Annotated in this window: 13 protein-coding genes; 10 read left to right on the plus strand and 3 right to left on the minus strand. The window is 33.3% G+C overall.

The window, feature by feature from the left end:
• Positions 1-54: 54 nt before the first annotated feature.
• Positions 55-1296, minus strand: a complete 1242-nt coding sequence (locus QYS48_RS09260; protein ID WP_308355658.1) for a DUF349 domain-containing protein — start codon at positions 1294-1296, stop codon at positions 55-57.
• Between the two features lie 147 nt (positions 1297-1443).
• Between QYS48_RS09260 and ettA the strand changes: the two genes are divergently transcribed.
• The 4 genes from ettA (at position 1444) to QYS48_RS09280 (ending at position 5257) form a co-directional block, all read left to right on the plus strand.
• Entirely contained in the window at positions 1444-3129 is a 1686-nt protein-coding gene (gene ettA / locus QYS48_RS09265; RefSeq protein WP_308355659.1) for an energy-dependent translational throttle protein EttA, read from the plus strand.
• Between the two features lie 165 nt (positions 3130-3294).
• Positions 3295-3573: a hypothetical protein gene (locus QYS48_RS09270; protein WP_308355660.1), complete on the plus strand. Its 279-nt coding sequence runs from the start codon at positions 3295-3297 to the stop codon at positions 3571-3573.
• A gap of 51 nt (positions 3574-3624) precedes the next feature.
• Positions 3625-3915, plus strand: coding sequence for a hypothetical protein (locus tag QYS48_RS09275; protein ID WP_308355662.1), 291 nt, complete (start codon positions 3625-3627; stop codon positions 3913-3915).
• A 142-nt stretch (positions 3916-4057) separates the two neighbouring features.
• Positions 4058-5257: an aminotransferase class I/II-fold pyridoxal phosphate-dependent enzyme gene (locus QYS48_RS09280; protein ID WP_308355663.1), complete on the plus strand. Its 1200-nt coding sequence runs from the start codon at positions 4058-4060 to the stop codon at positions 5255-5257.
• A 26-nt stretch (positions 5258-5283) separates the two neighbouring features.
• Here the strand turns inward: QYS48_RS09280 and QYS48_RS09285 are convergent, their stop codons facing one another.
• A complete protein-coding gene (locus QYS48_RS09285; RefSeq protein ID WP_308355664.1) occupies positions 5284-6348 on the minus strand; it encodes a VOC family protein in 1065 nt (354 codons plus the stop codon).
• 211 nt (positions 6349-6559) lie between these two features.
• Between QYS48_RS09285 and QYS48_RS09290 the strand changes: the two genes are divergently transcribed.
• Complete coding sequence (locus QYS48_RS09290; RefSeq protein WP_308355665.1) at positions 6560-9049, plus strand: M14 family metallopeptidase; 2490 nt, start codon at positions 6560-6562, stop codon at positions 9047-9049.
• Between the two features lie 61 nt (positions 9050-9110).
• Here QYS48_RS09290 and QYS48_RS09295 read toward each other — a convergent pair whose 3' ends face one another.
• Positions 9111-10064: an NAD-dependent epimerase/dehydratase family protein gene (locus QYS48_RS09295; protein ID WP_308355666.1), complete on the minus strand. Its 954-nt coding sequence runs from the start codon at positions 10062-10064 to the stop codon at positions 9111-9113.
• Positions 10065-10257: 193 nt separating this feature from the next.
• Between QYS48_RS09295 and hemA the strand changes: the two genes are divergently transcribed.
• The 5 genes from hemA (at position 10258) to QYS48_RS09320 (ending at position 14339) form a co-directional block, all read left to right on the plus strand.
• Positions 10258-11526, plus strand: a complete 1269-nt coding sequence (gene hemA, locus QYS48_RS09300; RefSeq protein WP_308355667.1) for a glutamyl-tRNA reductase — start codon at positions 10258-10260, stop codon at positions 11524-11526.
• A gap of 65 nt (positions 11527-11591) precedes the next feature.
• Complete coding sequence (locus QYS48_RS09305) at positions 11592-11723, plus strand: hypothetical protein (RefSeq protein WP_302122729.1); 132 nt, start codon at positions 11592-11594, stop codon at positions 11721-11723.
• A 29-nt stretch (positions 11724-11752) separates the two neighbouring features.
• On the plus strand, positions 11753-12427 hold the full coding sequence (locus QYS48_RS09310; protein ID WP_308355669.1) for a porin family protein: 675 nt from the start codon (positions 11753-11755) through the stop codon (positions 12425-12427).
• Between the two features lie 61 nt (positions 12428-12488).
• Positions 12489-13640: a M23 family metallopeptidase gene (locus QYS48_RS09315; RefSeq protein WP_308355670.1), complete on the plus strand. Its 1152-nt coding sequence runs from the start codon at positions 12489-12491 to the stop codon at positions 13638-13640.
• 51 nt (positions 13641-13691) lie between these two features.
• Positions 13692-14339 carry a DsbA family protein gene (locus QYS48_RS09320; RefSeq protein WP_308355671.1) on the plus strand — a complete coding sequence of 216 codons (648 nt, stop codon included), beginning with the start codon at positions 13692-13694 and terminating at the stop codon, positions 14337-14339.
• Positions 14340-14390 lie beyond the last annotated feature (51 nt).

The following is a 14390-nucleotide window of genomic DNA, read 5'->3' on the forward strand; positions in this document are numbered from 1 at the left end:
TTAATTGCTTATGACTTTTACTAGCATACTAAAAAAATATACACAAAGTTCAAATTATTTTAAATTTTTGTTCAAATCACGTAATTCATCCATGATTTGTTGTTTTACAGTAAGCTTTCTTTTTTGTTTTTCATGTTTAAAACCTACCAATTTATCTAGTTTCTGAGTTCCTAAATTAAATTTTTCTAGGTTTTCTTCAAATACATTTAATTCTTTTTGGTCTCTAGCTATTAAATCTCTTAAAATATTCATTTTAAATTTAACAGCATCTTTTTCACCTAAATCTTTTTTAGCCTTCTTTTTAAATAAGGACTCCAAAAAGTGCTTTTCAAAAATATAGTCATTTAAGGTAAAGTATTCATCATTTAATGAATGATCAAAAGTTTTGCCAAGGTTTTTCCATTTCTGTTGGATTGATTTTGCTATTTCAACAGCTTTATCAGAATCAAGAGTTTTGGCTTCTTTTAATTCATTTAATAAACCAGTCTTTTCCTTATCGTTATTCTCTTTCTTAGTGGCTTTAGAAGCTTTGCCAGATGATTTTCTATGGGTATACTTTTTAAACTCTTTTAATAAGTTAGCATATTTATCCTTAGGGATATTTTCTAATTCTTTCCATTCCTGTACTAAAGATTCAACTTTTTTAGCTAACTGATCACTATCTTTTTCTTGAGATTGCAATTTTTTAGCTTTTTCAATTAAAGCTTCATATTGCTTTTCTCTTGTAACCATCATTTCTTTCTTAGCCTCATAAAAAGATTTTTTCTTTTCATAAAACTCATCATAAATAGCCTGGAAATCATTTTCAATCTCTTCTTTCTTATCTTCATCTACGGCACCAACTCTAATCCAGCGCTGTCGAAGCTCTTTTAATTTTTCTGTGGCTTCTTTCCAATCAGGATTTGCAGCATAGCTTTTCGCTTCTTCAACCAAAGTAGTTTTGACATCAAGATTACGTTTTCTGTTTTGGTTTATGTAATCCTCAAGCATTTTCTCCAACATATCGAGACGCTCTTTTAAGGCTACAAAATCTCCAATACCATCATAAGAAGAAAGAGACTCTCTTAAATTAAGTACTTTCATCAAAAAAGAACCTTTGTTGTCTTCAGTCTCTATTTGGTGCTGAACTTTATCAACCTTTTCTTTTAAGGTTTCATATCGATCTTGAAAAAACTGAAAAGCAGATGCTTCATCATCTTTTACTTCACCGATTTCTCTTTGAGGAAAACCTTCTTGTTCTTTTAAGATTACCTTTCCGTTTTCAACGAAAGCCAATTCTTGCTGTAATTCAGTCAAAATATTATAATTTGGTTTTTGTATAATTTGCTGCAAAAATAAATTTAATTTGCAATATAGCCCAACGGCAGTTGTGTAATTAATTATGTAATCACGTAATTTGATGTAGTATTTCGAATAAAAAGAAAAATAAAGCAAAAAAGCGATATGAGTGACGAAAAAATAATCTTTTCTATGGCGGGGGTTTCCAAAATCTACCCTCCCAAAAAAACAGTTTTAAAGGATATATACTTATCATTTTATTATGGCGCTAAAATCGGTGTTTTAGGGCTTAATGGTTCAGGTAAATCTTCATTGTTAAAAATTATTGCTGGTATTGATAAAGATTACCAAGGTGAAGTGGTAGCTTCAAAAGAATATTCAGTTGGTTTATTAGAACAGGAACCTGAGCTTGATCCTAATAAAACGGTAAAAGAAGTAGTGGAAGAAGGTGTAGCGGAAACGGTTAATCTTTTAAAAGAATTCGAAGAGATAAATGAGAAATTCGCTGACCCGGAAGTGCTGGATAATCCTGATAAAATGAATGATTTAATTGAACAACAAGCAAAAGTTCAAGAGAAATTAGATCATGTTAATGCTTGGGAGCTTGATAGTAAATTAGAACAGGCTATGGATGCATTGAGAACTCCACCAGCTGACTCACCAGTTAAAAATTTGTCAGGGGGTGAAAAACGTAGGGTAGCACTTTGTAGACTTTTACTTCAAGAACCAGACGTTTTATTATTAGATGAGCCCACTAACCATTTAGATGCTGAGTCTGTACATTGGTTAGAACATCATTTGCAACAATATAAAGGAACTGTAATAGCCGTTACTCACGATCGTTATTTCCTAGATAATGTTGCTGGCTGGATTTTAGAATTAGATAGAGGTGAAGGCATTCCATGGAAAGGAAATTACTCAAGTTGGTTAGACCAGAAGCAAAAAAGGTTGGCTCAGGAAGAAAAGACTGAATCAAAAAGGCAAAAAACTTTGCAGCGTGAGTTAGAGTGGGTAAGAATGGCTCCAAAAGCACGTCAAGCTAAATCAAAAGCGCGTTTAAGTTCTTATGAGAAGATGCTCGATGAAGAGGGTAAGGAAAAAGAACAGAAGTTAGAACTCTTTATACCGCCAGGCCCTAGATTAGGTAGCAAGGTGATTGAGGCTAAAGGCGTTGCCAAAGCTTATGGCGATAAGTTATTATATGAAGATTTAAATTTCTCTCTACCACAAGGGGGTATTGTTGGAATTATCGGTCCTAATGGTGCAGGTAAAACCACATTGTTTAAATTAATTACGGGCAAAGAAGAGCCAGATGCTGGTACTTTTGAGGTAGGAGAAACTGTGAAAATCTCTTATGTAGATCAAGAACATGATAATCTTGATCCTAATAAATCTGTTTGGGAAAATATATCTGAAGGGAATGAGTGGATTCAGTTAGGGAATAATAAGATCAATTCAAGAGCATACGTAAGTAAGTTTAATTTTGCAGGTGCTGATCAAGAAAAGAAAGTAGGAGTATTGTCAGGTGGAGAGCGAAACAGAGTTCACCTTGCCATGTCAATTAAGCAAGAAGCGAATTTATTATTGCTTGATGAGCCTACTAACGATTTGGATGTAAATACACTACGTGCATTAGAGGAGGGTTTAGAAAACTTCGCAGGTTGTGCGGTAATAATAAGTCACGATAGATGGTTCTTAGATAGAATTTGTACCCATATTTTAGCCTTTGAGGGGGATTCTCAAGTATATTGGTTTGAAGGAAACTTTTCTGATTATGAAGAGAATAGAAAGAAAAGGCTTGGCGATGATGCAATTCCTAAAAGAATAAAATATAAAAAGCTTACTAGATAGAGCCAAGCATAAAACGCTGATTGTATCGTATTTATGTAAACTGCAGTCTTTGTCAAAAGCCCAACTTAAACTAAGTTGGGCTTTTATTTTGCGTTAGTTTAATTATTCAGTATAAAATGAAACTAAAAGGATGATTATTATGTATAATCCATTGTGATATTTAATATGAATAAAATAAAAAGAAACATATTTTTCCTATTAGCTTTTTCATTTATGTTGAGCTTACCCTTGTCGGCAAGTAGTAACATTAACGAAGAAGTTGAAACTATTCATGTTGTTCTAGAATATCAATCGAAGCAACAAGCATATTCCAAAACTATTAAAAATACTATCCATAGAGTATTATGGGCAGTTGATATTTCTATCCAAAACTATGAGTATTTAAGAATTCATTCTTCTGAAAATCTTATTATACTCTATAAACAGCTAATTTTCTATAATTGATTTTTTGAGGTTTTTAGATGAAAACATATAGTAAACTTTAAATTTTTAATTATGGAAACTTTAGTTAGTAGAACAATAGATAAAAACGACCTTTCAAAAATCTCATTTATTAAAAACGATGTATTACTGGATGAAAATGATGCCCTTATCAGATTACAGAAACTTAATAAGGCTTTAATTCTCGGTAATTTGCATAAAACTTCAGTAAAAATTGAATTTATGAACGCTGAAGGTGAACTTCTAAATACTGTGGGAACTGTTTGGGCCGTAACAGAAAAAAATGTATTGCTCAAGAAAAACTACCATATACCGATTAAGTCTATCGTAAAAGTAGCAATATAGAAAATAGGGGCTCTCAACACTAGAGAGCCCTTATTTTTATTTATGAAGTCATTTTTAGGAAATAGTAGAAATTTATTACCTTTTTTATAATGATTCATTAAGCTTTGTATTATTCAGTCACTAAATTAATTGAAAATTAGAAATGGATAATATGAAAGCTAAACCATCATTTAATAGCCGCAGAGACTTTTTGAAAAAGTTAGGCTTATCAAGTTTACCAATCTTACTTCCAGGAATTGGTAGTGCGGATGATTATTCAGATAATCTATTTAAAAGGGATAATAATAAGTTAATAAATTTAGTGTATGATGGCTTGGCATATGAGCCTAAAGACTACATTCAAAAACTTCAAGAAATAAACAAATCAAGTAGTATTTCTGCAGATGTTTATGGTAGTGGAGGAACAACTCAAAAGTTGGAAGAAAAGCTTGCAGAATTGACGGGTAAAGAAAAAGCAATTTATTTGCCAACTGGAACTATGGCGAATCAGCTAGCCATTAAGATGTTGAATGCTGAAAATACTAAAGTAATTGTTCCTGAAAATTCTCATATATACAGGGATGAAGCTGATTCTGCGCAAAGTGTCCATGGAAAAAGATTAGTGCCAGTTCAAAATAATAAAGCCTATTATACTGCTGAGGAATTAGATGAAACCATTCAAAATATTCATCAAAATGAGGTTTTTAAAAGTGGGATAGGTACAGTAGTGATTGAAAACCCAGTGAGGAGAGCAAACGGTACAGCAGTTCCTTTGGCCACCATTCAGGAAATTGCCGCTTATTGTAAAAGCAATGCTTACAAAATGCATTTAGATGCAGCTAGAATTCATTATGCTGAGGCTTATCAGGGTGTAAGCTTGAAAGAATATGCTGCTCCTTTCGATACTGTATATATTTCATTGTATAAATACTTGAATGCGAATGGAGGAGCTATTTTATGTGGTGATGCTGAATTGATTGACAGAATGCATCATCAAATTAAGATATTAGGTGGCACTATGTATCAGAGCTGGACTAATTCAGCGATGGCGCTACATTATTTAGATGGAATTACTGATAGATTTAAGAAGTTGGCTGACACATCAAAAGAAATAGTGAAAGCACTAAATCAGCTAGATGAAATTAATATTTCTTCTATTGATAATGGGACTAATATTTATGAATTAACTTTTAATTCTAATATAGATATCGGTCATTTTGTTAATGAATTAGATAATAAACATAATATATGGTTACGTCCACCGAATGAAGACGGTCAGATCAGGCTTTCATTTAATGAAAGTATTTTGCTAAGGCCAGCAGATGAAATAGTTGGTTCTATAAAGTCAGTTTTAAGAGCATAAAAAAAGCTCCCAAAAGGAGCTTTTACTTAATCTTTAACTTCACTAAGTCCCATTGCTTTCAGCATGAACTTTGGTAATGGTTTTTTCGGATCTCTTTTTTGAAGATTCAAATACCAACCAATTTTTTTCATAATTGGAACTTTGTGCGTTTCAACAAACTCTATTAAGGCACCATCAGGATCTTCAATATAAGTAAAATGACCAGCTGCCTCACCCATGTCAAAACTATTTGCTGAATCTACAGTGAAAGGGAATCCATTAGACTCACATTCTTCTTTTAGTGCCTGCATACCATTTATATCATAGCATAAATGAATATATCCTAAGTCACCCCAAAATCTATCTTCAAATATTTTCTTTGGTTTTCTATTTAATGCAACAACCAATTCAATTTCCGAAGCACCTAATAATGGACTGAATGCTCCTTCTCTTGGTTTGCTGTGGCGAAGAAGAACTCTTCTAACTTTTTTATCACCTCCTGGAACACCTTTTAAATCCTCAAAAACTCCTTCTTCATCATAAATAACTGTATCGTAACCTAATATATCAGAATAAAGCTTTTTAGCCTTTTCTATATCAGTTACTCCTATTATGGCACCATTTGGTCCTCCAGGTAAATCAGTTTTTCTTTTTTGAAACCATGAGTCAGAGGTTACAATTTGAAAAATATTATCCCATGGATCTTTTACGAAAAATGTAGGTTTGCCGTAAGGGTCATTTTGTAAATCACCTAAAACATTTAATCCTCTTTTATTAAATAGTTCATAAGTAGCCTCAACATTTTTACTTTTCATTTTAGCAATATTGATTCCTAGGTCACCTAATTGAGGTTCGAACTGTGGCGCTTCAGGAGTTCGGGAGGTATATTGCCATATTTCAAAACCGCCCCCACCTTGCATATTGATAGCTAAAATAGCATGTCTGCTTCTTGGTTCACCGCCAGTATAGGGAAGCATTAATGCTGCTTCAGCGGCCTCTTCAAATACTGGAACACTCATTCCAAAATTTTGTCTATACCATTTAAAAGCAGCATGTACATCAGATACACCTATACCGATTTGTTGAATCCCACTTATTATTTTACTACTCATGATTAATCAATTTTCAAATTTTGGCTAAAATAATGGAAATCAATGAAACAGAGTGTGCTTGTGTTTAAATTTATTAGATGAGTTTTCCAATGAGTGGGAATATCTACCACTTAAACTAAACAAATGTGATTTCTGAATCATTTGTTAATTGATTTAGTAAAAATCAATGTAAATTGGATTGAAAATTAATCTGTAACTAACTTTTCTAAATATGAGAAAGATTTTTATTCTTCTACTTTTTATTTCTTCACAAATACTGATTGCCCAGGATATTAAAAGTCCAGCTGAGATGTTAGGCTACAAATTAGGTGATAAATTTACTTTTCACCACCAAGTGGTGGATTACTTCAAGTATTTATCTGAGTCTTCAGATCAGATGAAATTAGTTCAATATGGAGAAACCTATGAAGGCAGGCCTTTATACTATGCCGTTATTTCATCGGTTGAAAACTTGCAAAAGTTGGATGAAATAAGAGAAGCAAATGTAGCTCAAACAGGATTGACTGGTTCTCAATCAAGCGCTGCCAATACCGCTATGGTTTGGTTAAGCTATAATATTCATGGAAATGAGGCTTCTTCAACTGAGGCTTCAATGAAGACTGCTTATGAATTACTTACAGGAGGAATGGACAGTGAGAGTTGGCTAGAAAATACGGTTGTTATTATGGATCCTTGCGTAAATCCCGATGGTAGAGATCGATATGCGAATTTCTACAGAAGATATGGAGCAAAGGATTTTAATCCGAATTTAGATGCTGTAGAACATGATGAGCCATGGCCAGGAGGGAGACCAAACCATTATTTGTTTGATTTAAATAGGGATTGGGCTTGGCAAACACAAGCAGAATCAAAAGCTAGAATGAAGGCTTATCATGAATGGATGCCGCATATCCATGTTGATTTTCACGAGCAATCTATCAACAGCCCATATTATTTTGCACCAGCAGCAGAACCATTGCATGAAGTAATTACCGATTGGCAAAAGGATTTTCAGACTCAAATTGGTCAAAACCATGCAAAGTATTTTGATCAGAACAATTGGTTGTATTTCACAAGAGAACGTTTTGATCTCTTCTACCCTAGCTATGGTGATACTTACCCAACCTTTAATGGTGCAATAGGAATGACCTATGAGCAAGCAGGTAATGGGAGAGCTGGATTGGGAGCCTTAACTAACTTAGGAGATACCCTAACCTTAAAAGATAGACTTGAGCACCATTATACCACGGGGATGAGTACCATAGAAATTGCATCTAAAAATGCCTCAAAGCTGAATAATGAATTTAGAAAATATTTTAACCGTAATATAAATAATCCTCAGGATGAGTTTAAATCCTATGTGATTAAATGGGACGATCGAAAAAAGGATGATTTGAAAGCATTACTTTCCTTCTTAGAAAGTCAAAAAATTGAAGTTGGACAATTAGGTAAAAATCAAAGAATCAGTGGGTATAGCTATTTCAATAGATCGAATGTGAGTTATGAAAGCAATGAAATGGATTTATTGATTAGTTCATATCAGCCTAAATCTACTTTGATTCAAGCACTTTTTGACCCGAAACCGGATTACAGTGATTCCTTAACCTATGATATTACTGCATGGTCAATTCCTTATGCGTATGGACTTGAGACTATAGGTGTGAAAACTAAGCTGATGCCAAAATCACTTGAGGTAGAAGAGTTTGATTCAAAACAGTTGCTTAATGCTTATGCTTACGGAGTAAAGTGGAATTCTTTCAATTCAGCTCAGTTTTTAGCTGAGGCAATGAAAAGAAATATAAAAGTTAGAGTAGCTTATAAAAACTTGAAATTTGATCAGGTTGAATTTAATAAGGGGAGTTTGATTATTACGAGAACTAATAATGAAACCATTTATGACTTGAGCGAACACCTAAGTGAAATGTCTGAGCAGTTTGATGTAGAAGTATATCCTATTTCAACTGGTTTTGCTGATAAGATTTACGACATAGGATCCACTGAAATTCAATTTGTAAAAGCACCAAAAATTGCAGTTTTAATGGATGAGGGTGTTTCCTCATTAGCTTATGGTGAAATTTGGCATTTTTTCGAGCAGTCATTAGATTATCCAATCAATAGCATAAGAACTGGCAGTTTTAATAGAGTAAACCTTTCTGATTATGATCAAATTATTTTGCCTTCTGGCAGATACAGAGATTTTTCTGAAGATGATGTGAATAGATTGAAGGATTTTGCAAAAGCTGGAGGGAAATTAATTGTAATGGGTTCCGCAGTTTCTTTATTTGCCGATGAAGAAAAAGGAGATTTACAGTCTAAGGAAGAGGAGGAAAAAGAAGAGATCTTGGCTGTTTACGAAAATGCAGAAAGAGAACAATTGTCGAGTAGTATCTTCGGAGCAATTTATGATGTGACGCTGGATGTTTCTCATCCATTAGCTTTCGGCTTAGATTCTCAATATTTCAGTTTAAAAACTTCAGGAAGTGCATACGAATATTTAAAGAATGGCTGGAATGTTGGCGTGATTAAAAATAGTAACAGCCATATTGCAGGATTTGCTGGTTTCAAGGCGAATAAATTACAATCAGAAAGTATGGTATTTGGAGTTGAGTCAACTGGAAGAGGCGAAATTGTTTATATGATGGATGATCCTCTTTTCAGAGCTTTCTGGTATAAAGGCAAGATGTTAATGTCGAACGCCCTTTTTATGGTAGGGAATGACTAAATAAAAAAGCCCCGCTAATCTAAAATTAGCGAGGCTTTTTAACTTCTATGTCAAAATAGGATTAAAATTCATATGCTGGAAGTTTTTCCAAAATGTCTTCAACCATATCTTCCAAAGTGAATTTTGGTTTCCAATTCCAATCTTTTTGAGCCTGAGAATCATCAATACTATTAGGCCAGGTATCCGCAATTTTTTGTCTGTAATCTACTTTATAAGATATTTTAAAATCAGGATGATGTTTTTTTATCACTTCGTAAATATCTTTTGGGGTAAAACTTAAAGCTCCTAAGTTGTAGCTTGATCTTACAGTGATGCTATCAGCAGGTGCTTGCATTAAATCAATGGTAGCTTTAATGGCATCTGGCATGTACATCATAGGTAGATAAGAATCTTCTCTTAAATAACATTCAAAATCCTCGCCATTTAACGCTTTATGGAAGATATCAACAGCATAATCGGTAGTGCCACCACCTGGTAAAGATTTATATCCAATTAATCCAGGGTATCTTAAGCTTCTTACATCAAGTCCGTATTTTTCATGATAATACGCGCACCATCTTTCTCCGGCTAATTTGCTAATTCCATATACCGTATTAGGATCCATTACACAATCCTGAGGTGTATTATCTACAGGAGAGTTTGGGCCAAAAACAGCAATGGAACTTGGCCAATAAATTTTAGATAATTTCTTTTCTCTGGCAACCTCCAATACATTAAGCAAACTTTGCATATTTAGGTCCCAGGCAAAGATTGGGTTTTGCTCACCTTTAGCCGATAGGATAGCTGCAAGCATATAAATTTCAGTTACATGATATTGATCGACAATTTTAGCTAAGCTATCAGCATCCATTACATCAAGCTGCTCAAATGGTTCATTAGGAAGGGGAGCTTTTTTAGGTGCTCTTATGTCTGATGCAATAACATTTGTACTCCCATAAATAGCTCTTAATTCTGAAGTTAGCTCAGTTCCTAACTGTCCGTTTGCTCCTATTACTAATATCGTATTCGTTTCCATTTGTAAAATTTTGCACGAATTTCGTTATTTTATTTTGCTAAAAAAATAATTGGAATCAATTGGCGAAATTTTGTGTTGAATGGTCGTAAAAATTAGCTTGTCTTATTTAGAAAAAAAATAAATAAGCAGAACAACTTACATCTATTTTAATTACTGTTACTTAAAGGCTATTTTTGCGTATTCATTCAACACTATGAAAGAAAATTTTAAAGCAATAAGTCTATCTTTCAAAAATGCTCCTATTGAAATAAGAGAGCAGGTTTCATTAAGCGATGAAGCTATAGGTAGATTATTGAATTATTTTAAGGAATATACAGCAGTTTCTGATGTAATGGTATTATCTACCTGCAACAGAACAGAGGTGTATTATTTCAGTGAAGAAGAATTGTCAGAGGATATCATTAAACTGATTGGTATTGAAAAAGGTATTAGTGATTTCGAATCATTCAAACCTTATTTCGAAATCATTAATGATCATATTAAAGCTGTTCAAAGAATTTTCAGGGTTTCCATGGGTTTAGAAGCTCAGGTTGTTGGGGATATTCAAATTTCAAATCAGGTTAAAAGAGCATACCAGCAATCTGCTGATTTACAATTGGCTGGTCCATTCCTGCATCGATTAATGCATACTATCTTCTTCACGAATAAGAGAGTAGTACAAGAAACACCTTTTAGAGATGGAGCCGCATCAGTATCTTATGCAGCCACTGAATTAGTTAAAACGCTTACTTTAGACATTAAAAATCCAAGAGTTTTAGTAGTTGGTGTTGGGGAGATAGGTGAAGATGTTTGTAGAAATCTAGTAGGTGAGAATAGATTTTCAGTTAAAATAACCAATAGAACAGAAGAAAAAGCACAGCAACTTGCTGCTGAGTGTAATTTTGATGTTCATCCATTTACTGAATTGTGGGATGGTGTTGATGAAGCAGATGTAATCATTTCATCTGTTGGTGCACCTGAACCAATATTTACAAAGGAAAAAGTAGATGCATTAGACATCTTAAGTTTTAAATATTTTATCGATTTATCTGTCCCTCGTTCTGTTAGCAATGAAGTAGAGGAAAATCCTGCTGCATTAGTTTACAATGTCGATAGTGTTAGAAGTAAAGCGGACGAGGCTCTAGAAAAAAGAATTAATGCTATTTCTCAGGTAGAAGAAATCATTGAAGAGTCAATGGAGGAATTCAATGATTGGTCAAAAGAAATGGCCGTTTCTCCTACTATCAATAATCTTAAGAATGCATTAGAGCAGATCAGACAGGAGGAGATGGCTCGTTATCTTAAGGATATAGAAAAAGAAGACTGCAAAATAGTGGATAAGGTAACCAAAAGCATGATGCAGAAAATCTTAAAATTACCTGTACTTCAATTAAAAGCTGCATGCAAAAGAGGAGAGGAAGAGACTTTGATCGGAGTATTGAATGATTTATTTAATCTTGAAAAAGATACTGCCAAAAAGTAATTCAATATTGCTTGTAGGATAAATCCTTATCATATATTTTTGCCAATAATTAAAAAGAAAAAGAAATGTTTTACGATATACCAGTAACAGAAGGAGCCAATACTTTTTTTTGGATTTTAGTGACCTTAGTAGGTTTAGTTAATGCTGTAGCTTTCATTGACAAAAGAAATACAGACAAAGAAAATTCAGAATCATAATATTTCTGAATTTGAAAAGTTTAAGTAGTATGAAAATAGCACTCTCATTTTTCATACTTTTTTTATGTCTGAATTTTAACCTTCAGAGTCAGTCTTTCATTGGGATAAGGGGTGGCGTTAATATACCTGATGTGAACTTCAGCTCTTTTACGGGATCCAGAGGTCCAGTCATCACTAACTTCCGGGCAGCTTATTTTCTTGCTTCAACCTATGGTGTAACTTATCGCCACATGCAATCTGATAAGATTGGTGTCCAAGCGGATCTTAATTACACTACTAAAGGCTGGGGTCAAAATACATTAGATTTTACAAACACTTTTATAACTAGAATTCAGTATTTAGAGCTACCTATTTATTTGCATTGGCAATTTATTGGCTCTAAAAATTTCAAAGTATTTGTTAATGCAGGGGTTTATGTAGGTTGGGCATTAAGTGCAAATCAAACTATAGCCAATGATATTGACCTAATCCAAAATCAGATTGATTACAGTTTAGAGGATGATAATAGAGGGGATTTTGGCATAGCAGCAGGTGTTGGTGTCTCTTATGACTTTTCTATATTTATACTGCAATTAGATGGTAGCTTTAAGTCAGGATTTGCCAACATCTTACCAGTAAACCATTTCACAAAAGAAAACCCGAATATTTCAACTAATCAGGTTCCTTCAGCTCAAATTAGCTTATTGTTTCCAATTTCTAAGTAATAGGAAAAGCTAAATCACAACTATATTCTATTTTAAAAGTATATTTAATAAAGTTTAATTTATGAGGACTTTATTATCTACGCTAAGTTTTGTCATTATTACTTTAATGGTTTTTCAATCAGCTTCTGGGCAGGAAAAACCGATAAGCATAAGTTATGATAAATCAACTGATGGTTTTGAATTTTATGCTACTAACCATGAGCAGGTACCTTATAGTGTTAAAATCAATTTCCAAAAGCTTGATAACTTAAAATTACATAACGCCAACAAAGAATTACAATTTACTGTGCCTCCCAATTCAAATGAAATTAAAATACTAGAATTAATGAAGGTTACAGAGAATCAAGGTACTTCATTTGATTTTAGCTACCTCTACACCATTGGTGATCCTTCATTGAAAGTGGATAAGGATTTTCCTTATTTATTACCTTATAAGCATGGTAAGAAAGTTAGGGTAGGGCAAGGAAATAATGGCTCTGGAACACATAAGGGAATCAATGCTATTGATTTCAATCTTGAAATCGGAGATTCAATTTATGCTGCAAGAAGTGGAATAGTGGTCGATGTTAAAGAAGATTCAAATAAAGGCGGTAATGGTCCTCAATTTGAGCCTTTTGGTAATTTTATAAAGGTGTATCATGAGGATGGAACTTTGGGTGACTATGTACATTTAGTAAAAAATGGAAGCCTTGTTAAAAAAGGAGATAGAATCGAAGAAGGTCAACTGATTGGAATTAGTGGAAATACGGGCTGGAGCTCTGGCCCCCATTTACATTTTATGGTGACACATAATAAGAACTTTCAAAGCATTACATTACCCATAAAGTTTCTGAATTATAAACAGGAGTTATTTATTCCAAGAGAATCAAAAAGTTATTACGCATTACATCCTTCAAAAGGTAAATTTGAGGTAGAGGATGAAGAAAGTTTTAATGAAAAAGAATTTGAGACAAAAATGGAGATGTCTCAGCTTCGGAATAAAATAGAATTTACATCTGAAGAGTATGGTGAATTCTATTTGGTTTATGTAGATAACGGAATGAATAATGAAATGAGTGGGGTGCTCAAAATAAACTTGAATAATCTAATAAGTACTAAAGACCTACCATATAAATTCACTGTACCCGCTAAAACAAAAATGTATCTATTGGCTCTTAAGCCTGATGATGCATCATCTTCTTTTGGTTATCAGATTTCAGGTGAATTTCGATAAACAATTCTGAAGCTTTAAAAACTCTTCTGTATCTAAAGCGTATGTAGCTACATGAAAAAAGCGAAATTATTATATTTTTATGATCCTCTCTGCGGATGGTGCTATGGCTTTAGTCCAGTAATTAAGAACTTGGAGGAAGAATACAAGGAAACAATACAGTTTGAAGCGATTAGTGGTGGAATGGTATTAGGTGATAGAGTTAAGCCTTTAAGTGAAATGAAAGATTATCTTAAAGAAGCTATGCCACGACTAGAAGAAATGACTGGTGTGAAATTTGGGGAGCCGTATTTGAAGGTTTTAGAAGAAGGAAGTTTAATACTTGATTCAGAATTGCCATGTATTGCGATGACAGTTTTTAAATCCATGACCAATAAGTCAAATATCCAGTTTGCTTCAACTTTACAATCTACTTTATATGATAAGGGTATCAGCTTAAATGAAGTAGAAAACTACCAATCTATGGCTGAAAAGTTTGATTTACCATGGGAAGTCTTTAAAGCGAAACTTGAAGATTCCACTTATAAAGAAAAGACATATCAAGAATTCCAATTAGGGCAGCAATCAGGGATTAATGGTTTTCCTTCAGTAGTTTTAATGGTAGAAAATCAAGCGTATTTAATTGCCAGAGGATTTAGACCTGAGAATGAATTGAAAAATGTAATTGAGGAAATTCTGAAAAAAGAAGAGCATACTTCATAACTATTAATGGAATATGAATTTTACAGAAGCGGTTTTATGCATTAATAATAA

The sequence above is a fragment of the Marivirga arenosa genome (assembly GCF_030503895.2).
Taxonomy (GTDB): Bacteria; Bacteroidota; Bacteroidia; order Cytophagales; family Cyclobacteriaceae; genus Marivirga; species Marivirga arenosa.